The 21,535-nt window shown below is 74.1% G+C and carries 21 protein-coding genes; 9 read left to right on the forward strand and 12 right to left on the reverse strand.

Annotation, left to right across the window (positions count from 1 at the left end):
- Positions 1-57 precede the first annotated feature (57 nt).
- Positions 58-339, forward strand: coding sequence for a GNAT family N-acetyltransferase (locus tag SM447_RS07895; RefSeq protein ID WP_474572366.1), 282 nt, complete (start codon positions 58-60; stop codon positions 337-339).
- Here the strand turns inward: SM447_RS07895 and SM447_RS07900 are convergent.
- Entirely contained in the window at positions 323-1,855 is a 1,533-nt protein-coding gene (locus SM447_RS07900; protein ID WP_474572077.1) for a glycoside hydrolase family 3 protein, read from the reverse strand. The genes SM447_RS07895 and SM447_RS07900 overlap by 17 nt on opposite strands.
- A gap of 293 nt (positions 1,856-2,148) precedes the next feature.
- Between SM447_RS07900 and SM447_RS07905 the strand changes: the two genes are divergently transcribed.
- From SM447_RS07905 to SM447_RS07920, 4 genes are all read left to right on the forward strand, one after another.
- Positions 2,149-2,271 (forward strand): hypothetical protein, encoded by a 123-nt coding sequence (locus SM447_RS07905; protein WP_278181633.1) that lies wholly within the window; start codon positions 2,149-2,151, stop codon positions 2,269-2,271.
- Between the two features lie 74 nt (positions 2,272-2,345).
- Positions 2,346-3,296, forward strand: a complete 951-nt coding sequence (locus SM447_RS07910; protein WP_474572078.1) for a TIGR03557 family F420-dependent LLM class oxidoreductase — start codon at positions 2,346-2,348, stop codon at positions 3,294-3,296.
- Between the two features lie 48 nt (positions 3,297-3,344).
- Positions 3,345-4,976: a RecQ family ATP-dependent DNA helicase gene (locus SM447_RS07915; RefSeq protein WP_474572079.1), complete on the forward strand. Its 1,632-nt coding sequence runs from the start codon at positions 3,345-3,347 to the stop codon at positions 4,974-4,976.
- Positions 4,977-5,037: 61 nt separating this feature from the next.
- On the forward strand, positions 5,038-5,541 hold the full coding sequence (locus tag SM447_RS07920; protein ID WP_474572367.1) for a hypothetical protein: 504 nt from the start codon (positions 5,038-5,040) through the stop codon (positions 5,539-5,541).
- A 101-nt stretch (positions 5,542-5,642) separates the two neighbouring features.
- On the opposite strand, the gene SM447_RS07925 is transcribed toward SM447_RS07920, so the two are convergent.
- Together SM447_RS07925 and SM447_RS07930 are read right to left on the reverse strand one after the other, a co-directional pair.
- Positions 5,643-6,407, reverse strand: a complete 765-nt coding sequence (locus tag SM447_RS07925) for an ABC transporter permease (protein ID WP_474572080.1) — start codon at positions 6,405-6,407, stop codon at positions 5,643-5,645.
- Positions 6,400-7,365 (reverse strand): ATP-binding cassette domain-containing protein, encoded by a 966-nt coding sequence (locus SM447_RS07930; RefSeq protein ID WP_474572081.1) that lies wholly within the window; start codon positions 7,363-7,365, stop codon positions 6,400-6,402. The genes SM447_RS07925 and SM447_RS07930 overlap by 8 nt, the downstream gene beginning before the upstream one ends.
- Positions 7,366-7,458: 93 nt before the next feature.
- Here SM447_RS07930 and SM447_RS07935 point away from each other — a divergent pair, with 93 nt between their 5' ends.
- Positions 7,459-8,256: a TetR/AcrR family transcriptional regulator gene (locus SM447_RS07935; RefSeq protein WP_474572082.1), complete on the forward strand. Its 798-nt coding sequence runs from the start codon at positions 7,459-7,461 to the stop codon at positions 8,254-8,256.
- 9 nt (positions 8,257-8,265) lie between these two features.
- Here the strand turns inward: SM447_RS07935 and SM447_RS07940 are convergent, their stop codons facing one another.
- The 8 genes from SM447_RS07940 to SM447_RS07975 are packed head-to-tail and all read right to left on the reverse strand — an operon-like array spanning position 8,266 to position 16,866.
- Positions 8,266-9,249, reverse strand: coding sequence for a DNA topoisomerase IB (locus tag SM447_RS07940; protein WP_474572083.1), 984 nt, complete (start codon positions 9,247-9,249; stop codon positions 8,266-8,268).
- On the reverse strand, positions 9,233-10,192 hold the full coding sequence (locus SM447_RS07945; RefSeq protein ID WP_474572084.1) for a glycosyltransferase family 9 protein: 960 nt from the start codon (positions 10,190-10,192) through the stop codon (positions 9,233-9,235). The genes SM447_RS07940 and SM447_RS07945 overlap by 17 nt, the downstream gene beginning before the upstream one ends.
- Positions 10,189-10,884, reverse strand: a complete 696-nt coding sequence (locus SM447_RS07950; protein ID WP_474572085.1) for an SDR family oxidoreductase — start codon at positions 10,882-10,884, stop codon at positions 10,189-10,191. The genes SM447_RS07945 and SM447_RS07950 overlap by 4 nt, the downstream gene beginning before the upstream one ends.
- Positions 10,881-12,311, reverse strand: coding sequence for a PfkB family carbohydrate kinase (locus SM447_RS07955; RefSeq protein WP_474572086.1), 1,431 nt, complete (start codon positions 12,309-12,311; stop codon positions 10,881-10,883). The genes SM447_RS07950 and SM447_RS07955 overlap by 4 nt, the downstream gene beginning before the upstream one ends.
- Positions 12,312-12,321: 10 nt before the next feature.
- Positions 12,322-12,975 (reverse strand): D-sedoheptulose-7-phosphate isomerase, encoded by a 654-nt coding sequence (locus tag SM447_RS07960; protein ID WP_474572087.1) that lies wholly within the window; start codon positions 12,973-12,975, stop codon positions 12,322-12,324.
- A complete protein-coding gene (locus tag SM447_RS07965; RefSeq protein ID WP_474572088.1) occupies positions 12,975-14,192 on the reverse strand; it encodes a glycosyltransferase in 1,218 nt (405 codons plus the stop codon). Before SM447_RS07965 ends, SM447_RS07960 begins: the two co-directional genes overlap by 1 nt.
- The gene (locus SM447_RS07970; RefSeq protein WP_474572089.1) at positions 14,183-15,154 is read right to left on the reverse strand and encodes a glycosyltransferase; all 972 of its coding nucleotides are present in this window, start codon (positions 15,152-15,154) and stop codon (positions 14,183-14,185) included. Before SM447_RS07970 ends, SM447_RS07965 begins: the two co-directional genes overlap by 10 nt.
- Positions 15,151-16,866, reverse strand: coding sequence for an HAD-IIIA family hydrolase (locus tag SM447_RS07975; protein WP_474572368.1), 1,716 nt, complete (start codon positions 16,864-16,866; stop codon positions 15,151-15,153). The genes SM447_RS07970 and SM447_RS07975 overlap by 4 nt, the downstream gene beginning before the upstream one ends.
- Before the next feature lie 216 nt (positions 16,867-17,082).
- Here SM447_RS07975 and SM447_RS07980 point away from each other — a divergent pair, with 216 nt between their 5' ends.
- Both SM447_RS07980 and SM447_RS07985 read left to right on the forward strand, forming a co-directional pair.
- On the forward strand, positions 17,083-17,529 hold the full coding sequence (locus tag SM447_RS07980) for an SRPBCC family protein (protein WP_474572090.1): 447 nt from the start codon (positions 17,083-17,085) through the stop codon (positions 17,527-17,529).
- A 91-nt stretch (positions 17,530-17,620) separates the two neighbouring features.
- Positions 17,621-18,388 (forward strand): polyprenol monophosphomannose synthase, encoded by a 768-nt coding sequence (locus SM447_RS07985; protein ID WP_474572091.1) that lies wholly within the window; start codon positions 17,621-17,623, stop codon positions 18,386-18,388.
- A gap of 16 nt (positions 18,389-18,404) precedes the next feature.
- Here the strand turns inward: SM447_RS07985 and SM447_RS07990 are convergent, their stop codons facing one another.
- Positions 18,405-20,018, reverse strand: coding sequence for a phytoene desaturase family protein (locus SM447_RS07990; RefSeq protein ID WP_474572092.1), 1,614 nt, complete (start codon positions 20,016-20,018; stop codon positions 18,405-18,407).
- A 69-nt stretch (positions 20,019-20,087) separates the two neighbouring features.
- On the opposite strand from SM447_RS07990, the gene SM447_RS07995 reads away from it, so the two are divergent.
- Positions 20,088-21,521 (forward strand): aldehyde dehydrogenase family protein, encoded by a 1,434-nt coding sequence (locus SM447_RS07995; RefSeq protein ID WP_474572093.1) that lies wholly within the window; start codon positions 20,088-20,090, stop codon positions 21,519-21,521.
- Positions 21,522-21,535: the final 14 nt, after the last annotated feature.

Consider the following 21,535-nt stretch of genomic DNA (forward strand, 5'->3'; position numbering starts at 1 on the left):
AGACGTCGACGAACTGACCGGCTCGGCCGGCGGTCGGTGTTCAATGAGTGCGTGAGCATGCTGGTCGAGGACAATCCCGCCAAACACCGTTTCGAGATCCTGGTCGACGACGCGTTCGCCGGCTTCACCGCGTACCTGCCTCGGGACCAGGTGCTGATCTTCACCCATACCGAGGTGGATCCGGCCTTTCAGGACATGGGAGTCGGCTCGGCGCTGATGCGCGGCACCCTCGACCAGGTCCGCGCGCAGGGGCAGCGGGTGGTGCCACGATGCCCGTTCATGGCCGCCTTCATCCAACGCCACCCGGAGTACGCCGACCTGGTCACCAACCCGGGCTGACGGCACCGCCACCGAGCAGTTCGGCCGCGGCCCGACCGGCCGCCCGGGTCGCGCCGTGGGTGGCGATGTGCACCGCGCCGGTGACCAGGGCGGGCACGCCGAGTTCGACGACCACCGCGTCGGGACGGGCGGCCAACGCCCGGCCCACCGCGTCCCGCATCCAGGCGTGCCGGTGCAGGTCCCGCACCACCAGGACCAGTGGCCGGTCGGCGGCCCCGACGATCGGATCGGCGGGCACGGCGCCCTCGACGTACCGGACGCTGGTGGTGCCGGGCAGGAGGGCGGCCAGCGGCGCGGCCACTCCCCAGGGGGTCTCGGAGCCGATCGCGATGTTGTGCGGCGGCTGGAACTCCACCACGTGCGGCGGGCCGGGCAGCGGCAGCGGGGTGGCGGTGGCCTCGCCGGTGGTGATCCGGACGGCGCGTCGTGCCGCGGCCAGCCCGACCGTCGAGCCGGCGTACGCACCGGGAGAGGCGGCCGAGGTGCCGGGGCGGGCGGTGCGGGCCGTCACCGTCCAGGCGGCGAGCTGACCGACCCGCTTGGCGGCCTCGGCGAGCCGCTCCTCGGGCAGCTCTCCCGCGACGACCGCGTCGACGATGGCGTCCCGCAGGTGGCGGGCCGTCTCCTCGTCGGCGTGCTCGCCGCCCACGCAGATCGCGTCCGCTCCGGCGGCCAGGGCGCGCACGGCGGCACCGGCGAAGCCGTAGCGGTCGGCCACCGCGCGCATCTCCACCGCGTCGGTCACCACGACGCCGTCGAAGCCCATCTCCTCGCGCAGCAGGCCACCCAGGATCCGGCCGCTCAGGGTGGCCGGCAGGTCGGGATCCAGCGCCGGCACCAGCAGGTGCCCGGTCATCACCGCCTGGACGCCCGCCTCGACGGCGGCCCGGAAGGGAGCCAGCTCGACGGCGTGCAGCCGGACCCGGTCGGCGTCGATCCGGGGCAGCGCGTGGTGCGAGTCGACGCGGGTGTCGCCGTGACCCGGGAAGTGCTTGGCGCAGGCGGCGACGCCACCGGCCTGGAGGCCGCGTACCCAGGCGGTGGTGTGCCGGGCGACCAGCGACGGCTCGGCGCCGAACGAACGGACGCCGATCACCGGGTTGTCCGGGTTGGAGTTGACGTCGACGTCCGGGGCGTAGTTCAGGGTGATCCCGGCGGCGGCGAGTTCCACCCCCAGGTCGCGGGCCACCTCCTCGGTGAGCGCCGGGTCGTCCACCGCGCCGAGCGCCAGGTTGCCCGGGCGGGAACTGCCCCGGCCGGACTCGATGCGGGTCACGTCGCCCGCCTCCTCGTCGATGGCGACGATCACGTCCGGACGCTCGGCGCGCAGCGCCGCGGTGAGCGCGGCGACCTGCGCGGGGTCGACGACGTTGCGGCTGAACAGCACCACCGAGCCGAGCCCGTCGCCGAGCCAGCGGCAGATCCAGGCGGGCGGGACGGTACCGACGAAACCGGGCTGCAGGACCGCGGCCGCCAGGGCCGCCAGGCTGCCGTTCCGCTCGACTCGCTCGCTCATGCCGGCACTCCGCTTCGCTGCGTGCCGCCATGAGGCACCGCCGCGCTGAGTTGATGATTCGCTCGCTGCCGCTCGCTCATGCCGGCACTCCGCTTCGCTGCGTGCCGCCATGAGGCACCGACGCGCTGAGTTGAAGATTCGCTCGCTGCCGCTCGCTCATTCGGCGCTGTACCCCCGCGTGTTCCGCCGTGGACTCCCGCCACCCGGCGGTGCAGACATGGTCACACCGCGCCACAGAATAGTCAATAAACCTTACAGTTGCCTTGGGAGCGCTGCCCCGCGAAAGTGCGGGTATGGACCCCGTGCTGCTGGCCGACGCGACGAGCCCGGCCGACATCCCCGGCGTACGCCTGCTCGGCCTGGTCGTCGGCGGTCTGCTGCTGCTTCTCGCCATCCGCGCGATGTTCCGGCGCTGAACGCGACGGGGTGTGACCCGCGCCCGCCCGGGTACCGCGTGCCCCACAGGCAGCAGCGGCCCGAGGGGGAGAAAATGAAGATCGGATACTTCCTGTCCACCGAGGAGTACGCGCCGGCGGAACTGCTCGACCAGGCGCGGGCCGCCGAGCGGGCCGGCTTCGAAGCGCTGTGGATCTCCGACCACTACCACCCCTGGACGGACGCCCAGGGGCAGAGCCCCTTCGTCTGGTCGATGCTCGGCGCGCTGAGCCAGGTCTGCCAACTGCCCGTCACCACCGCCGTCACCTGCCCGACCGTACGCATCCACCCGGCGGTGCTCGCCCAGGCCGCGGCCACCAGCGCGGTGCTGCACTCCGGGCGGTTCGTCCTCGGCGTGGGCTCCGGCGAGGCGCTCAACGAGCACATCCTCGGCGACCCGTGGCCGCAGGCCGGCGTCCGGCTGGAGATGCTCGAGGAGGCGATCGAGGTGATGCGCAAACTGTGGCGCGGCGGCTTCGTCAACCATCGTGGCCGGCACTACCAGGTGGAACACGCCCGCATCTACACGCTGCCCGAGACTCCCCCGCCGATCTACGTCTCCGCGTTCGGGCCCAAGGCGGTGGACCTCGCCGCGCGGGTCGGTGACGGCTTCGTCAACACCATGCCCGACGCCGACCTGGTGCGCCGCTTCCGGGACAACGGCGGCGGCGACAAGCCGTGCCAGGCCGGCTTCAAGGCCGCGTACGCGCCGACGGTGGAGGAGGGCATGCGGCTGGCGTACGAGCGCTGGCCGACCGAGGCGATCCCCGGTGAGCTGTTGCAGGTGCTCCCCTCGCCACGGCACTTCGAGCAGGCCGCCACGTTGATCGACCCGGAGGCGATGCGCGAGGCGTTCGTCTGCGGCAACGACGCCGACGCGCACCTGGCGAAGATCGACGCGTACGCGAAGGCCGGTTTCGACGAGGTCTATGTGGCCAACACCGGACCGAACTGGCCGGGACTGCTCGACCTGTACCAGCGCGAGGTGCTGCCCCGGGCGCGCTGATCAACACAGGGTTTCGGCGCGCGGCGACCCGGGTACCTGCGGCCTTCGATGAAGCTGACGACGCACTCGATGTCGCTGCGCCGCGCCGCGCGCAGCCTGTTCGGTTGGACCGCCCTGCGTCCCAACCAGTTGGCCGCGATGCGTGCGGTGATGCGCCGCCGCGACGCCCTGGTGGTCCTGCCCACCGGCGCCGGCAAGTCGGCGATCTATCAGATTCCGGCCAGCCTGATCCCCGGCCCGACCGTGGTGATCTCACCGCTGCTGGCGCTTCAGCAGGACCAGATCGCCGCGCTCAACGAGCGCCAGCGGGCGGAACTGCGGGCGGTCCGGATCAGCTCGGACGAGACGCCGGCCCAGCAGGCCGAGGCGATCGCCGAGATCCGCGACGGGCGGGCCGAGTTCCTGTTCATCACCCCGGAACAGCTGGCCAACCCCGACCGGCTGGCCGAGGTCCGGGAGCTGCGGCCGGCGCTGGTGGCGATCGACGAGGCGCACTGCATCTCCGCCTGGGGCCACGACTTCCGCCCGGACTACCTGGCCCTCGGGCAGCTCATCGAGGGCATCGGCCGGCCACCGGTGGTCGCGCTGACCGCCACCGCTTCACCGCCGGTCCGCGACGACATCGTCACCCGGCTGCGGCTGCGCAAGCCCGAGATCGTGGTGTCCGGTCTGGACCGGCCCAACCTCTTCCTGGAGGTGGCGCACTGTCCCACCGAGGACTACCGGTGGCGACGGTTGATCGCACTGCTGCGCGAGGACAAGCGGCCCGGCATCATCTACGTGCCCACCCGCCGCGCCGCCGAGGAACTGGCCGCGCGACTGACCGACGCGGGCTTCCCGGCGGAGTACTACCACGGCGGCATGGCGGGCAGCGCCCGCGCCCGGCTGCACGGGGCCTTCCTCGACGACCAGGTGCCGATCATGGTGGCGACCTCGGCGTTCGGCATGGGCATCGACAAACCCAACATCGCCTGGGTGGTGCACATGGCCCTGCCCGACTCACCGGACAGCTACTTCCAGGAGATCGGCCGCGCCGGCCGCGACGGCCACCCGGCCCGCGTCCTGCTGCTGTGGCAGGCCGAGGATGTCGGCCTGCAACGCTACTTCAGCGGCGGCCTGCCGGACGCCACCGAGCTGCGCGATCTGGCCGCGTTGTTGCGTAAGGAACCGATCACCCGCAAGGACCTGCGCGAGGTGACCGGGCTCGGCCCCCGCAAGCTCGGGCAGTACCTCGCCCTGCTGGAGCAGGTCGGCGCCGCACAGCAGCGAGCGGGACAGCGTGTCGGCGCACCCCGCTACGCGCCCACTCCGGTCGACGCGGCCACGGCCGCCGTTGCCGAGGCGGAACGACAGCAGAGCCTGACCCGGTCCCGTACCGACATGATGCGCGCCTTCGCCGAGACGAACTCCTGCCGGGGGCAGACGCTGCTGGCGTACTTCGGCGAGCAGATGACCGAGATCTGCGGGCACTGCGACAACTGCCACGCCGGCACCAGCGTGCCCGACGACGGCTCGGTCGGCCCGTTTCCCGTACACAGTCAGGTCCGGCACGCCGAGTGGGGCTCCGGCCTGGTGCTCAGCTACGAGGAGGGCCGGATGACGGTGCTGTTCGACGAGGTCGGGTACAAGACGCTATCGGTCAGCGTGGTGTCCGAGCAGGGTCTGCTGACCCTGGACTAACCTGAGCCGGCCGCCAGGGGCGGCCGACGAGCACGTGGACGACGAGCGGGAGGGGCGGGTCGTGATCGAAGAACCGGCGTACACCGGTTTCGGTTTCTCCGACGAGGAGTGGGGGCTGCTGGTCGGCCTGCCACAGTCGGTGCTCACCGCGGCGAGCGCCGCCGAGTCCGACGGCACCAAGGCGACGATGGCCGAGGGTGCCGCCGGTCTGGAGACCATCTCCGCCGGGCGGGAGTCGGCCAGCCCCCTGGTGGCCGCCGTGGCCGGTGAGATCGTCACCCGGGTCGGCGACCCGGAGGCCGGCGAGGAGATGCCGGTCATCGAGCCCGCTGACCCGCGTGGCTACGCCGAGGACGTGCTGGGCCGGGCGAAGGCGGCCTCGGCGCTGCTGGCGGACAAGGTGGACGAGGGCGAGGCGGGCGCGTACCGGCACTGGCTGGTGGAGATCGCCGAGCAGGTCGTCGGTGCCGCCTCCAGCGGCGGCGTGCTCGGTCTGGGCGGCAGCCAGGTCAGCCCGTCGGAACGCCGCTTCCGCGACCGCCTCTCCCAGATCCTCAACGACTGACCCCACACCGCACCCACCCACCGCCTCGTTGATCATGAGGTTAGCGGCAGTCATCGAGATCGAGATCGCCGCCAACTTCATGATCAACAGGGGTGGGACCGTCAGGCGACGCGGCGGCGGAAGAGGATGGTGGAGAGGAGCACGGCGACCGCCAGCAGGGCGACGCACCAGGTGGCCGCGCGAGCCGGGGCGGTGCCGACGGGGGTGTCCAGCAACAGGCCGCGCAGGGACTCGATGACCGGTGTGACCGGCTGGTGCTCGGCGAAACCGCGCAGCCAGCTGGGCATGGTCTCGACCGGTACGAAGGCACTGCTCGGGTACGGCAGGAACATCACCAGGAAGGTGTAGCCGTTCGCCGCCTCCGGGGTCCGGGCCAGCAGGCCGAACGCCGCCGACGCCCACGACACCGCCAGCAGGAACAGCAGCAGCACCCCGGCGGCGGCCAGCCAGCGCAGCGGCGCGACGGCCGGCCGGAACCCGATCGCCACGGCCACCCCCAGCACCAGCACGGTGGAGACCGTGTTGCGCGCCACGCTCGCCACCACGTGCCCGGCGAGGATCGAGGTGGCGCCGACGTCCATCGTGCGTAGTCGCTCGATCATGCCGTCGGTCAGGTCGGTGGTGACGCTGACCGCGGTGCCGGCCGCGCCGAAACCGGCGCAGAGCAGCAGCACACCGGGCACCACGTAGGTCACGTACGCCGAGCCGGTCTCGATCGCCCCGCCGAAGAGGTAGACGAAGAGCAGCATCAGGATCACCGGCAACAGCAGCGAGGTGAGCAGTGCGTCGACGTTGCGCCGGGACAGCCGGACGCAGCGGCCGATCATCACCGCGGCGTGCGCCGGCCGGAGGGTCAACTCAGACACCGGCCACCTCCCGCTCGGGGCTCGCCGCGGTTCCGGTGAGCGTGAAGAAGACGTCGTCGAGGGTGGCCTCCCGCACGGTGAACCGGACCACCCCGTGCCGGTCCGGATCGACCTCGTCGAGCAGGCCACGAACCTGGGGCGCGCTGCCGTCGGTGGCCACCGACAACGTCAGCCGGGCCGGCTCGCGGTGGGTGACCCGGTCGCCCAGCCGCCGCGCCGCCTGGGCGAGACCGGCGGCGTCGCGCCAGGTCAGCTCCAACCGCTGGGCACCGAAACGGCGCTTGAGATCGGCGGCCGTCCCCTCGGCGACGAGTCCACCGCCGTGCAGCACCATGATCCGGTCGGCGAGGCGGTCGGCCTCCTCCAGGTACTGCGTGGTGAGCAGCACCGTCACCCCCGCACCGGCCAGTTCGCCGATCACCTCCCACAGCCCCTGCCGGCTGCGCGGGTCCAGGCCGGTGGTGGGCTCGTCCAGAAAGATCACGGACGGGGTGCCGACCAGGCTGGCCGCGAGGTCGAGGCGGCGGCGCATGCCACCGGAGTACGTGATCACCCGCCGCCCGGCGGCGTCGGCCAGATCGAAGCGGTCCAGCAGTTCGGCGGCGCGGGTGCGGGCCGCCGGTGCGCGCAGCCCGGTGAGCCGGGCCAGCATGGTCAGGTTCTCCACGCCGGTCTGCCCGTCGTCGAGCGCCGCATGCTGGCCGGCGAGGCTGATCGCCCGTCGCACCTGCCGCCGCTGCCGTACCACGTCGTACCCGGCGACCCGGGCGGTTCCGGAGTCCGGCCGGGTCAGCGTCGCCAGGATCCGCACCGTGGTGGTCTTGCCGGCCCCGTTCTGGCCCAGCAGGGCGTGCACCCCGCCGGTGGGCACCCGCATGGTCAGCCCGTCGAGCACGACCAGGTCACCAAAGGACTTGCGCAGGTCGACCAGTTCGACCGACGGCGGTCCGTTCACCATGAGCCCCTCCGTAATCTGCGTACGTCGTACGCTTCAATGCGTAGACCATACGCAGAAGATATGCTGGCGGTCAACGCCGGCCTGGGAGGTGGAGTGGACGGACCCGACGTCGAACTGCCCGAGAACGTCGCGCTCGCCTGGGGCCTGCGGGACCGCCCGAGCCGTGGTCCGAAGCGCAGTCTCAGCCTCGACCAGGTGGTGGCCGCCGGGATCCAGATCGCCCAGGCCGAGGGGCTCACGGCGGTGTCGATGAGCCGGGTGGCCAGCGAACTGGGCGTGGCGACGATGTCGCTGTACCGGTACGTGCCCACCAAGCACGACCTGCTCGACCTCATGGTGGACACCGCGTACGGCCCGCCACCGCGACCACGTGGCGCGGACGAGGGCTGGCGACCGGCGCTGGCCCGCTGGGGTGAGGGGAACCTGACCGCCATGCGCCGACAGCCCTGGATGCGGCACGTGCCGATCAGCGGCCCGCCGATCAATCCGAACCAGGTGCGGTGGCTGGAGTACGGGCTGGCCGCGCTGCGCGGCACCGGCCTGACCGCCACCGAGCGGATCGCCACGATCATGCTGGTCAGCGGGCACGCCCGCAGCTGGGCCACGCTCACCGCGGACATCGCCGAGGCCGCCGCGCGGACCGGGCGGACGCCCGATGAGGTGGGCATGCGCTACTGGCAGCACCTCGCCGTGGTCACCGCACCCGGCCCCTACCCGGCGATCCACGAGCTGCTCGCCGAGGGCGACGAGTACGACGAGGACGGCGACCTGGAGTGGCGGTTCGGTCTGGGCCGCATCCTGGACGGCGTGGCCGCCATGATCGACGCCCGCGCCGTAGACCCGTCCCGCGTCGCCGACCCGTCCGGCGCCGCCGACCCGTCCGGCAGCTGAGGGCCTCGGTCAGTCCCGCGCCAGCAGGGTCAGCACCGCGCGCTCCGCCTGCTCCTGCGGGGTCTCCCCGGTCACCGGCGCGACCACGCCGTCGTGGAAGAGGTCCACCACCCTCGGGTCGACGTACGACGCGCGAGCCACCGTCGGGGTGTTGCCGAGCAGCTCCGCCACCTGCCGCATGACCGCCGCCACCGCCCGCCGCCGAGCGGTGACCGACCGGGCAGAGGCGAACCCGGCCAGCTCCGTCGCCGCCCGTACCGTCGCGTGCCAGGTGCGGAAGTCCTTCGCGGTCATCTCGCCGCCGCTGGCCTCGCGAAGGTAGTCGTTGACCTCGTCGGCCCGTACGTCGCGCCAGTTCCGCCCGTCCCAGTAGCCGAACAACCGGTCGGCCGCCCGCCGCCGACGGCGCAGGTCGGTCAGTACCCGGCACAGCTGCGGATCGGAGATCAGCCGCGCCTGCTCGATGCCGCCCTTGGCCGGGAACTCGAAGAGCACGCAGCCCCGGCGGGAGCGGGCGTGCTCCGGGCGCAGGGTCGCCACCCCGAACGTCGGATCGTCGCCCGCCGCGTACTGGTCGCTGCCGACCCGGAAGGTACCCATGTCGAGCAGCCGGGTCACCGTCGCCAGCACCCGCTCCCGCCGCAGCCCGCGCCCCGTGAGGTCGTGGTCGACCCGCTCCCGCAACGCCGGCAGCCGCTGCGCCACCTCCAGCACGTGGTCGAACTTCGCCTCGTCCTGCCGCTGCCGCCACAGCGGGTGGTAGAGGTACTGCTTACGGCCGGCCGCGTCGATGCCGATGGCCTGGATGTGCCCGTTGCGGTACGGCGAGATCCACACCTCCCGCCAGGCGGGCGGGATGACCAGGGCCCGCAGTCGGGCCAGCTCGTCCGGGTCGCGGACCGGCTCGCCGCCCGGATCCAGGAACGACCAGCCCCTGCCCCGCCGGCGCCGCCGGTAACCCGGCCGACCCGGATCGCTACGCCGCAACCGCACGGTCCACCCGCACCGCCCGTTCCACCTCGTCGACGGCGGCCAGCACCTCGTCCAGACCGAGGGCGACCATTGTGGGATGGTCACCTACCCCGTCCCAGGGCGGCCATGCGCCCGGGCCGGCCCAGAGCGCCCGGTGTCGTCGGCGCTCCGGCGGCGGCCCCCACCGAGCCGGCGGAACCGGGCCGAACAGCACCACCGACGGGGTGCGGTAGCCGGTCGCCAGATGTGCCACCCCGGTGTCCCCGCTGACCACCAGGCGCGCACCGGCGACCAGGGCGGCCAGTTGCGCGAGGTCCGTCCGGCCGGCCAGCACCGCCTCGGCGGGCAGCCCGGCGTGGTACGCGATGCGCGCCACCGCGGCCCGCTCCGGGGCGCTGCCGGTCACCACCACCCGGTGGCCCCGGCCGGTCAGCTCCCGGGCCAGCGCGGCGTACCGGTCCGCGGGCCAGCGCTTGGCGGGCTCCTTCGAGCCGGGATGCAGCACCGTGACACCGGTGGCCACGACCGCCGACTCCCGCGACGGCCGGCGCAGCTCCAGGTCGGTCGGGTCGGCCGGGACGCCGTACCCGTGCAGCAGCCGGCACCAGCGCGACACCTCGTGCTCGTCCTCGTGCCATTCCGGGCCGTCGACGTGCGGCGCGTCGGCGTTGGCGAAGGCGAACAACCGGCCGGGACGGACGCCCGCCAGCAGCCGGTGCGACTGCGGACCCCGGCCGTGCAGGTTGACCGCCACCTCGATCCGCCCCACGGGCCGGTCCAGCCCGCACAGGCCGTCCACGGGCAGCAGCCGGTCCACCCCGCCGACCAGGTCGACCAGCGGCCCGAGCCAGGCCGGCGCGGCGACCACCAACTGCCGGTCCGGGTACGCCGCGCGCAGCCCCCGCAGCGCCGGGACCGCGGTGGCGAGGTCACCGACGCCGAGGGCACGCAGCGCCAGGATCACGGGTACGAGGTCTCCTGATCCGCGCAGACCACCATCTCGCGGATCGCGCAGCCGGCGGGCTGGGACAGGGCGAACATGACCGCGGCGGCGGTGTCGGCCGGATCGTTCAGGATCGCGTCCGGCCCCGGGCGGTACCGCGGGTCGCGCTCGTCGAAGAAGGCCGTCCGCATCCCCCCCGGTATCAGCAGCGTGACCCCCACCGTGCCGGCCAGTTCGGCGGCGAGCGCCCGGGTGAACCCGACCACCCCGAACTTCGCCGCGCAGTACGCCGTCGCGTCGCTGACCGCCTTGACGCCGAGGGTGGAGGCGACCGTCACGACGGTGCCCCGGGACGCGGTCAGGAACGGCAACGCGGCCCGCACCACCGCGGCGGTGGCCAGCAGGTCCACCGCGATGATCCGGTCCCAGGTCTCACCGGGCACGTCGGCGAGCCGGCCGGGCACGTCGACGCCGGCGGCGGTGACCACGGCGTCCAGCCCACCCACGCGTTCGGCCAGCTCACGGGTGGCCCGCTCGGCGGCCCGGGTGTCGGCCAGGTCGCACTGGACCCAGGCCACCCCGTCGGCCGGCGCCTGCCGGTCCAGCACCAGCGGCCGACCACCGGCGAGCGCCACCGCCGCCACCACGGCCGCGCCGAGTCCGCTGGAGCCGCCGGTGACCAGCACGGTCCGCCCGGTACCGGGGGCGCTCATCGGGCCACCTCCGTTCGCGCGGCCGTGGCGGCGATCATCTCGGTGGTGGAGCGCCCGTCCAGGTAGGGCACCACCACCGTGTGGCCGCCCCAGCGACGCAGGATCTCCGCCTCCGGCAGGCCGTCACCGTCACCGACGCCGGCGGCGTAGTCCCCGCCCTTGACCCAGATGTCGGGGCGCAGCCAGGACAGCGCCGCCGCCGGCGTCGGCTCGTCGAAGATCATCACCGCGTCGACGCAGCTCAGCGCCGCCAGCAGGCGACTTCGGTCGTCCTGGCGCATCACCGGCCGGTCCGGTCCCTTCAAACCGGCGACGCTGGCATCGGAGTTGAGGCACACGATCAGGCAGCCACCGAGCTGCCGGGCGGCCTGCAGGGTCGCCACGTGCCCGGCGTGCAGCAGATCGAAGCAGCCACCGGTGGCGACGACCGTTCCTCCGGCGGCGCGGACCCGGGCGACCACGGCCGCGGCCGCCGCCACCCCGATCCGGTCGCCGGAGACCGCGGCGTGCACCGCCTGCGGGGCGCGGCGCACCGGCGTGGGCAGCGCCGTCGCCACGCCTCCGTCGGCCACGTACGCCGACGCCTCCGCCACCGCCTCCTGCACCGCCTCGGAGACCAGCGCCCCACGGGCCAGGGCGAGGCCGGCGGCGACGGCGAAGCGGTCACCGGCGCCGCAGGTGTCCCCCTCGGCGGCGACCGGGGCGGGCACCATCAGCGGCGTCGACCCGGCGTGGCTGAGCAGCGCCCCGTCGGCGCCGAGGGTCACCGCGACCGCCCCCGCCCGCCACCGCTGCCGCAGTCGCTGCGCACCCTCGGCGGCGGTGGCCAGCCGGGTGGCACCGACCGGTGCCTCCATCAGCTCCCGCACCTCCGCCTCGTTCGGGGTGACCAGGTTGGCCCCGGGCACCGCGGCCGGCCCCCGGGGGTGGGGATCCCACACCAGGGGGGCGCGGACCGAGGCCAACGCGGCCCGCAGCGCCGGCTGTCGGGCCACCGCGCGGCCGTAGTCGCTGACCAGCACCACCGACGCCCGGTCGAGCAGGCGCAGCACCGCCTCGCCCGGCTCCCCCGACTCCCCCGCGCCCCCGCCCCGGTCGTGACGCAGCAGCACCCGGCCGCCGGAGCGCAGGCGGATCTTCTCCGGCGTCGCGCCGGCCAGCCGCAGCGGGTACACCTGCACCCCGGCGGCGGCGAGCAGCACGCTCAACCGGGCACCGCCGGCATCGTCGGCCAGGGCGGTCACCAGCACCACCTCGGCACCCTGCGCGGCGGCGAAGACGGCCGAGAGCCCGGCACCGCCGGGCCGGTCCACGTGCGCGATCTCGTCGAGCACGGGCACCGGCGAGTCCGGACAGAGCCGGTTGACCACACCCTCGACGTCCCGGTCGAGCAGGGTGTCGCCGATCACCACCACGGGTCCCGTCACGCTTGCCTCCTCACGCCTGCACCGGCCGGGCGGCATCGCCGTCCAGCACCACCTCGACACCGGCCCGCACCGCACCGGCGGCCGGCGCGGCCGGTGCCAGCTGCTCCGCCATCGCCTGCTCGACGTACTCGCAGAGCAGGTGGCTGGAAACCAGGTGCAGCTCCTGCACCACCTGGGTGTCCGGGGAGTCCACGGCGAGCGCCTCGTGACACGCCTCGGCGAGCGGGTTCGGCGTCGGCCCGGTGAACGCCCAGCAGCGCAGGCCCGCCTCCCGACCGGCCCGCGCGGCGGCCAGCAGGTTGCCGCTGCCGCCGCTGGTGGACAGCAGCAGCAACACGTCGTCGGGCCGGCCGTGGGCGCGTACCTGCCGGGCGAAGACCTCCTCGTACCCGTAGTCGTTGCCGATCGCGGTCAGCGCCGACGTCTCGGCGTGCAGGGCGATGGCGGACAGTGGCAGCCGGTCGTCACGGAGCTTGCCGACCAGTTCGGCGGTCAGGTGTTGCGCCTCGGCGGCGCTGCCACCGTTGCCGGCGACGAGCAGCCGACCGCCGTCGGTGAGCCGCCGGGCCAGCGCCGAGCCCCATCGGACGAGCAGCGGCTCGTGGCGGCGGAACGGTGGCAGCGCCGCCGTCAGCTGCGCCAGGTGCGCGTCGAGCAGGCTCATCAGGCAACCACCCGGGTCGGTCGGTGTACGGCGGCCACCTCGTCGTACACCTCGGCGAGGCGTTGGGCGGTGACCGTCCACGAGTAGTGCCGGCGGGCCCGGGCGCGCGCCGCGCCCGCGTAGGCGAAGCGGCGGATCCGGTCGTCGAGCAACGCGCGCAGCGCCTCCCCCAACGCGCGCGGGTCCCGGGCCGGCACCAGGTCCCCGGTCACCCCGTCGACCACCGTGTCCCGTAGACCGCCGACGGCCGTGGCCACCACCGGTACCCCACACGCCATCGCCTCCAGCGGGGTCAGCCCGAACGGCTCGTACCACGGCGCGGCGACCAGGATGTCCGCCGAGCGGTACCAGCGGCCCATCTCCTCCCGAGGCACCGCGCCGACCAGTCGGACCCGGTCGGCGACGCCGCAACTGCCGGCCAGCGCCCGCAGCCGCCGCGCGTACGGGTCGGTCTCCAGCAGGCCGGCCGGTGGGCCACCGACCACCACACACTCGGCCTCGGGCACGTGCGCCATGGCCCGGACCACCGTCTGGAAGCCCTTGCGCTCCACCAGGCGGCCCACGGTGAGGATCCGGGCCCGCCCTGGCTCCCGCTCGGTGGCCGGCCCCAGCGGTGCGAACGTGGAGAGGTTCACCCCGGACGGGACGACGGTCATCGCCGACCGCGGCACCCCCATCCGGACCAGCTCACCGACCTCGTCGCGGCACTGGGCGATGACCCGGTCGACCGAGCGGCCGAGCTGGCGTTCGTAGCCGATCCGCCGCGCCGGGCTGGTGTCCTGAACGCCCTGGTGGCGACGCTTCACCGTGCCGAGCGCGTGGTAGGTCTGCACCACCGGCACCCCGGTCTGTCGGCCGGCCTCCAGCGCGGCCAGCCCGCTCATCCAGAAGTGCGCGTGGATCACCTCCGGGGCCCAGTCGCCGCCCCGCCACCGGTCGATCAGCCAGGCGCTGAACGGTCGCATGTGCGGCAGCAGCGCGTCCTTCGCCACCGGCTCGGCCGGCCCGGCCGGTACGTGCACCACGTCGTAGCCGTCCGGACTGCGTACGGTCACCGGGAGGTCCACCGCGTCCCGGCGGGTGTAGACCCGCACGTCGTGTCCGGCGGCGGCGAGTGCGGCGGAGAGTTCCGCGACGTGCGTGTTCTGGCCGCCGGCGTCCTCGCCGCCCAGGATGGCGAGCGGGCTGGCATGCTCCGAGATCATCGCTATCCGCATACTTCCTCCTCCAGCAGCCGGTCCCAGTCGGTGAGGAAACGGTCGAGGCCGTAACGGTCACAGGCGGCGAGGCGGGCCTCGGCGCCCGCCCGGCGCGCCCGTTCCGGTTCGGCGACGAACCGGGCGGCGGCCTCCAGCAGCGTGTCGACCCGGGTGGAGAGGGCGCCGGCGGCCGGTGGCACCGCCATCGCCGCTTCCGTGGTTGCCAGCGCCACCACCGGCATGCCCATCGCCATCGCCTCGATCAGGCTCAGCCCCAGCGACGTCCACCGGCACAGGTGCAGGTACGCCCGGCGGCGCGCCAACTCGGCGTGCATCCGGTGCTGCGGGACATCGTCGTGGCTGGTCAACCGGTCGGCCGGCAGGCCGAGGTGCTCGGCCAGCCCGGCCACCTTCATGCCGAAGACGTCCAGCGGGGCGATCTCGGCGAAGCGGGGCAGCAGGTCGGTGCCGGTGACCCGCCAGCGACGTACCGGCTCGTTGATCACGACGGCCAGCCGGTCGAGTTCGCCGGTGTAGTCCGGCGTCGGCGCGACGATGCCGTGGTCGACGACGGTGGTGCGGGTGGCGCCGGTGTCCCAGAACAGCTCGTTGAACGCGGTCACGTGGACGACCAGCAGGTCGTCCCGGTCGGCCATCGGATGGCGGCTGTTCGGCACCTGGCCGTCCTTCGGCGTGTTGTGCTCCACGTAGATCGCCGGCAGGTCCCGGCCAGGCCGGCGACCAAGCCACTGTTCGGCCAGGTCGATCTCCTCGGGGCGTTGCAGGATCACCGCGTCGACCTCGGCGGTGCGCAACTGCTCCGGGCTCACCTCCGCGGCGCTCTCCGGCCAGGTGTACGTCCGGGCTCGGCCCAGCCCGTACGGTCCCCGGTCCGGGGTGGCCGGGATCAGGTAGCGGTGCTTACCGTGCACGAACGAGGTGGTCCAGGAACCGTGCACGTGCCAGAGCAGGACGTTCATCGGCCACTCCCGACGGTGGTGGGCACCTCGGGCGTCGCCCGCGATCCGGCGGGACCGGTGGGCACCCGGTCCGGCGGTACGCCCAGCAGCCGCAACGCGTCGACGACGGCGCCCGGCTCGACGCCGCTGAGGCAGGGGTGCCCGGGTACCGGGCACCGGGCGGCCCGGGTGTCGCGGCAGGCGGCGGTGGCATCGCCGAGGCGTACCGTCGGCACCCGCCAGGGCCCCCACTGTCCGAACGGGACGGTAGGGGCGAAGAGGCTGACCACCGGCACGCCGTACGCCGCGGCCAGGTGCGCCGGCCCGGTGTTGCCGACCACCACCGCGCCGGCCGCGGCCACGACCCCAGCCAGCTCGGCCAGGCCGGTCCGGCCACCGAGATCCCGGCAGTGCCGTCCGGCGACCCGGGCGGTCAGGTCCCGCTCGTGCGGACCTCCGGTGACCACCACCCGGTGCCCGGCGGCGTGCAGCTCACCGGCGATCCGTTCGGCCAGTTCGGGCGGGCAGCCCCGGGCCGGCGCGGCCGAGCCGGGATGCAGCACCACGTACCCCGGTTCACCGGCCTCGGCTGGGGGCGGCGGGACCGGGCGCAGCCGCAGGTACGGTTCGTCCCCCTCGCCGAGCGGGTAGCCGGCGGCGGCGGCCAGCGAGAGGGCACGCTCGGCCTCCGGCACACCGGTCGGCACCCGGTGCCGCACGTCCAGCAGGCTCCCCGGGTAGTCGTCGCTGATCGCGGCGACACGGGCGACTCCGGCCATCCGCAGCAGCAGGGCCAGCGGCAGCGGCGACTGGTGGAACGAGGTGAAGATGACCGCCTCGTCGGCGGCCACCGCGCGTAGTCGGGTGACCAGGGCAGCCATCTCCCGCGCGTCGACCGGCGCGGGGTCCGGGTCGATCCAGGGCAGCCGGTGCTCGACGATCTCGTCGACGCCGGGCAGCAGATCCGCGGCGGCCCGTCCCCGGGGGCCGCAGAGCAGCACGACCCGCTCGGCCCCGGCGGCGACGGCCCGGATGCCCGGCCCGGTCACCAGCACGTCGCCCGCCGAGTCCGACCGCACCACCAGCACGGTGCGGCCGCCACCCGGGCGTGCCGCGCGGGCCTCGCGCGGACCGACGGCGCCGGTCGCCCCGGTCATCGGCTGCGCCGGGCTCAGCGCCGCCTGTCGCCGCAGGATCTCCGCGACGGCCGAGGTCAGATCGGTGGCGACCCAGGGTGCCGCCGCCACCTCCTCGGCACGCGTCACCGGCGTCGGGACCAGGATGCCGGCCGCACCGGCGGCCAGCGCCGCCGTGACGTCGCGGCCGATGTCACCGATCAGGGCGCACCGGGCCGGCACGGTGCCCAGCGCCCGGGCGGCGGCGTGCACCAGGCCGGGTGCCGGCTTGCGGCAGGGGCAGCCGTCGCCGTCGTCGTGGGGGCACACCTGCCAGGAGTCGAACGGGCCGAGCAGTTCCTCGATCCGGCGGTGCACGCGATGCAACTGCCGCTCGGTGAACAGTCCCCGGGCCAGTCCGGACTGGTTGGTGACCACGGCGAGCTTCAGCCCGGCCGCCCGCAGCCGGTCCAGCGCCGCGCGGGCCCCCGGCATCGGGCGCACCTTGTCCGGATCCGAGTTGTACGGCACGTCCTCGATCAGGGTGCCGTCGCGGTCGAGCAGCACCGCGTCGAACAGGACCGAACATGGCCTGGCCGGGTCGGCGGCGGCCAGCACCCCGGCTGACCTGCGCTGATCCGGCTCCCCATGGTCCTGTCGCACGGGCGGCGGGTTCCCTGCGCCCCGGGGAGTAAACGTCGACCGCGACGCGGTCGGCGGCACCGCGCGCCGGCGGCACCCGTACGGCCGCCCGCGGTGGCCTTACCCGCGCCCCCCGAGAAGCTAACCCGGCCGCCTCGTTAGTCGAGGCCGCGGGCCGGGTACCGAGGTGCGGTGGCGGTCGTGGAAAAGGTGATCGAGGCACCGGCCCGGCAGGTGTGGGCGGTGCTCGCGGACGGATGGACCTACAGCGACTGGGTGGTGGGCACCGCCCACATGCGCGACGTGGACGAGGACTGGCCACGGGTGGGCACGCGGCTGTACCACCGTGCCGGCCCCTGGCCGTTCTCCCTGGAGGACTGCTCGATCGTGCTGGCCTGCGAGCCGGAGCGCAAGCTCGTGCTCCGGGTGCAACTCTGGCCGGCCGGGGAGGCGATCGTGGTCTTCACCCTGGAGCCGGTGGGCCCGGACCGGACCCGGGTGCGGCTCGCCGAGGACTTCGCGGCCGGCCCGCTGCGCTGGATCCGCACCAAGCTCAATGATCTGGTGCTGCACATGCGCAACAAGGAGACCCTCGACCGGCTCGCCGACATCGCCCGCCGGCAGAAGGCACCGGACTGATCGGGGCACCGTACCGGGAGCCATTTCACCCCGGAAGGGACAACTAGCTACGCTCTCGGGGAACCCTGTCCGCAGACCGAGGATGTCCCCCATGATCGAACCCGTCCAGTTGCCCTCGCCGTGGCGGGATGTGCGCCTGACCGTCGTGGTCCCGACCTACAACGAGGCGGGCAACCTGCCGGTGCTGGTCGAGCGCCTCCTCGCGCTGCCGCTGCCCGGCCTGAAGGTGCTGGTCGCCGACGACAACTCCCCGGACGGCACCGGTGAGGTCGCGGACAAGCTGGCGATAGAGCATCCGGAGCGGGTCGAAGTGGTGCACCGACCGGGCAAGGAGGGTCTCGGCCGGGCGTACGTGGACGGGATCGGCCGGGCCCTCGACGGCGGCGCCGAGTACGTGGCCCAGATGGACGCCGACCTGTCCCACCCGCCGGAGGCGTTGCCGGGCATGCTCGGCGCCCTGCTGTCCACCCAGGCCGGTGTGGTCATCGGGTCACGCTACGTGCCGGGCGGTGAGCTGGACGAGAACTGGCCGCTGTACCGGCGGGCGCTCAGTGGTTGGGCGAACCTGTACGTGCACACGCTGCTCCGGGTGCGGATCCGCGACCTCACCGCCGGTTTCAAGATCTGGCGGGCCGACGCGCTGCGCGACATCGGGCTGGAGCGGGTGCAGTCCAACGGCTACAGCTTCCAGGTCGAGATGCACTACCTCGCCACCAAGCTGGGGCACACCATCCTGGAGGTGCCGATCCGGTTCGAGGAGCGGCGCGACGGCGACTCGAAGATGACCACCGCCACCAAGATCGAGAGCGCCCTGATGCCGTTCAAGCTCCGGACCCGGCACCGCAACATCGAGCGCTGACCGGAGACCCGGCCGCTCACGTGTAGACGGCCCGCTGCGCGGCTGCCACGGCGCGGTGGTAGAGCCGGCCGGTGACGGCCCGGTCGCGGGCCAGGGCGGCCCGGGCCGCGTTCGCGCCGGGCGCCCCGTGCACGCCGCCGCCGGGATGCGCCGACGAGCTGGCCAGGAAGAGCCGGTCCACCGGGGTGTCGGCGCGGCCGAGGCCGGGCACCGGCCGCAGGAACAGCTGCTGGTAGGGGGCGGCGGTGCCGCCGCCCAGCGCGCCGCCGACCAGACTCGGATTGGCCTGCTCCAACTCGGCCGGACCGGCCACGTGCCGGCCCACCACCAGGCTGCGGAAACCGGGCGCGGCGGCCTCCAGCACCGTCTCCATCCGCTCGACGTGGGCCATGATGTCGTCGGTCCGCCAGTGCCGACGGAACGGCAGGTGGGTGTACGACCAGAGCGACTCGGTGCCCGGCGGCGAGTGACTCGGATCCGCCACCGTCATCTGCCCGACCAGCAGAAACGGGTCCGGTGGCAGCTCACCCAGGGCCAGCGTGGCGGCGTAGCCGGTCAGCCCGTTGAGGTCCGCACCCAGGTGCACGGTGCCGACCGTGGACAGGCGGCGGTTCGTCCAGGGCATCGGGGCGGAGAGCGCCCAGTCCACCTTCAGCGTCGAGCCGTCCCAGCGGAAATGTTCCAGGTCGGCCACCAGGCGCGGCGGCAATGCGGCCGGCCCGACCAGATCGAGGTAGAGGGCGGGTGCGGGCACGTCGGCGAGCACGGCACGACGGGCCCGCCAGTTGGTGCCGCCAAGGGTGCGTACGCCCACCGCCCGGCCACGGGCCACCAGCACCCGGTCCACCCGGGCGCCGTAGAGGATCCGGCCACCCCGCTCGGTCAGCCGGGCCACCAACGCGTCGGTGATCTTCTGCGCCCCACCCTCCGGCACCGGCCAGCCGACCTGCTGCCCGAGCATGGCCAGCAGCCAGCCGTACACCCCGGAGCCGGCCTCCTCGGTGGACAGATCGGTGTGCAGGGCGCAACCGGCCAGCAGCGCCGGCCCGCCGGCCCCGGTGAACAGTTCCTCGCCGAGCCGGCTCACCGGCAGCACCAGCCGCCGGGCCAGCCGCAACGAGCCACCGACGCGCAGTCGACGCAGCAGGCCCAGTCCACCGCGCACCGGCGGGAACGGCGTGGTGATCAGGTCCATCATCGGGTCGGCGACCTGCCGCCACTCGTCGTACGCGCTGAGCCAGCGATCACCGTCGCCGGGGGCGAACGTCTCCAGCGACGCCGCCGTGACGGCGGGGTCGCGGTTGAGCACGGCGGCCCGGTCGTCGGGGAACAGGTGGGCCAGCACGTCCGGCGCGTGCCGCCAGGTGAGCCCGTACCGGGTCAGGTCGAGTCCGCGCAGCACCGGCGACGCGTAGCCGAGCGGGTAGAAGGAGCTGAAGAGGTCGCTGAGGTAGCCGGGGGCGGTCACCTCGGCCGAGCGCACCGCCCCGCCGGGTACGCCGGTCGCCTCCAGTACCAGTACATCCCAACCCGCGTCGGCCAGCAGGTTGGCGGCGACCAGGCCGTTGTGTCCGGCACCGATGACGACGGCATCGGCCCGCTCGGCACCGGTGGAACCTGGCGAAGTCATCCGAGGACGCTACCCCGACCCGTCCGGGCGAAACGTTTGCCGCGGCCGGGCCCGGGCATGCAGCGCGCCATGTACACGGTCACGCAGCTCATCGGTGGGGTCTGGGGTGCCGGCGGGGAGGCCGGCGAGTTGGTGGTGCACGATCCGGCCGACGGTCGCCCGGTGACCAGTGCGCCGGTCGCCACGGCCGACGAGGTCGACAAGGCGGTGGCGGCGGCGCGCGGGGTGGCGGCGGAGTGGGCCGCGATCGCCCCGGCGGAGCGGGCGGCGGCGCTGCACCGGGTCGCCGACGCGGTCGCCGAGGCCGCCGACGACCTGGCGCAGGCGACGACCGCGGAGATGGGCAAGCCCCTCGCGGACGCCCGTGGCGGCGTCGAGGCGGGCATCGCCACCCTGCGGCAGTACGCCGAACTCGCGCCGGCCCGGGGCGGCCGTACCCTGCACGGCGATCCCGCCGCGATCGACTTCATGACGCCGCAGCCGCGCGGCGTGGTGGCCGCCATCACCCCGTGGAACGACCCGGTCGCGGTGTCGTGCGGGTTGCTCGGCGCGGCCCTGGTCACCGGCAACGTGGTGCTGCACAAGCCCAGCGAGCGCACCCCGGCGACCGGGTGGCTGCTGGCCCGCGCGTTCGACGCCGCCCTGCCGGCGGGCGTGCTGTCGCTGCTCAGCGGCGGCCCCACGACCGGCGCGGCGCTCGCCGCCGCCGAGGTGGACATGGTGGCGCACGTCGGATCCAGCGCCACCGGCCGGATGATCGCCGCGGCCGCGGCCGGTACCGGCGCCAAGGTGCTGCTGGAGAACGGCGGCAGCGACCCGTTGATCGTCGACGCCGACGTCGATCCGATCTGGGCCGCCGGTGAGGCCGCCCTGGGCGCCTTCGCCAACGCCGGTCAGATCTGCGTCGCGGTGGAGCGGATCTACGCCCACCGCGACGTCGCCGAGGACTTCGTCGACGCGCTGGTCGAGCGGGCCGCCGCCCTGCGCGTCGGACCGGGACGGGATCCGGACACCCAACTCGGCCCACTGGTCGACCGGCGGCACCGGGACCAGGTCCACGGGCAGGTGATCGCCGCGGCGGCCGACGGGGCGCGGCTGCGCGTCGGCGGCACCCTGCCGGACGGACCGGGGGCCTTCTATCCGGCGACCGTGGTCGACGACTGCCGCCACGACATGGCGTTGATCCGCGAGGAGACGTTCGGTCCGGTCGCCGCCGTGGTGGTGGTCGACTCGTTCTCGGAGGCGCTGCGGTGCGCGGCCGACTCACCGTACGGGTTGGCCGCGACCGTGCTGACCGGATCGATGAGCCATGCCCAGCGGGCCTGGCGGGAACTGCCGGTGGGCACCGTCAAGGTGAACGCGGTCTTCGGTGGCGCACCGGCCGGTGCCGCGCATCCGCGTCGCAGCAGCGGGCAGGGCTTCGGCTACGGACCGGAACTGCTCGACGAGTTCACCGCCACCAAGGCGGTGCACATCCAGGCCCCCGGCGGCGGCCACTGGTGAGCCGGGCCGGGCAT

This window comes from Micromonospora aridisoli, assembly GCF_056150025.1.

Bases quoted from the DNA above. Each gene is read 5' to 3' on its own strand.
- SM447_RS07895 (WP_474572366.1), top strand. From the start codon at position 58: ATGCTGGTCGAGGACAATCCCGCCAAACACCGTTTCGAGATCCTGGTC.
- SM447_RS07900 (WP_474572077.1), bottom strand. From the start codon at position 1,855: ATGAGCGAGCGAGTCGAGCGGAACGGCAGCCTGGCGGCCCTGGCGGCC.
- SM447_RS07905 (WP_278181633.1), top strand. From the start codon at position 2,149: ATGGACCCCGTGCTGCTGGCCGACGCGACGAGCCCGGCCGACATCCCC.
- SM447_RS07910 (WP_474572078.1), top strand. From the start codon at position 2,346: ATGAAGATCGGATACTTCCTGTCCACCGAGGAGTACGCGCCGGCGGAA.
- SM447_RS07915 (WP_474572079.1), top strand. From the start codon at position 3,345: ATGAAGCTGACGACGCACTCGATGTCGCTGCGCCGCGCCGCGCGCAGC.
- SM447_RS07930 (WP_474572081.1), bottom strand. From the start codon at position 7,365: ATGGTGAACGGACCGCCGTCGGTCGAACTGGTCGACCTGCGCAAGTCC.
- SM447_RS07950 (WP_474572085.1), bottom strand. From the start codon at position 10,884: ATGAGCGCCCCCGGTACCGGGCGGACCGTGCTGGTCACCGGCGGCTCC.
- SM447_RS07960 (WP_474572087.1), bottom strand. From the start codon at position 12,975: ATGAGCCTGCTCGACGCGCACCTGGCGCAGCTGACGGCGGCGCTGCCA.
- SM447_RS07965 (WP_474572088.1), bottom strand. From the start codon at position 14,192: ATGCGGATAGCGATGATCTCGGAGCATGCCAGCCCGCTCGCCATCCTG.
- SM447_RS07970 (WP_474572089.1), bottom strand. From the start codon at position 15,154: ATGAACGTCCTGCTCTGGCACGTGCACGGTTCCTGGACCACCTCGTTC.
- SM447_RS07985 (WP_474572091.1), top strand. From the start codon at position 17,621: ATGATCGAACCCGTCCAGTTGCCCTCGCCGTGGCGGGATGTGCGCCTG.
- SM447_RS07990 (WP_474572092.1), bottom strand. From the start codon at position 20,018: ATGACTTCGCCAGGTTCCACCGGTGCCGAGCGGGCCGATGCCGTCGTC.
- SM447_RS07995 (WP_474572093.1), top strand. From the start codon at position 20,088: ATGTACACGGTCACGCAGCTCATCGGTGGGGTCTGGGGTGCCGGCGGG.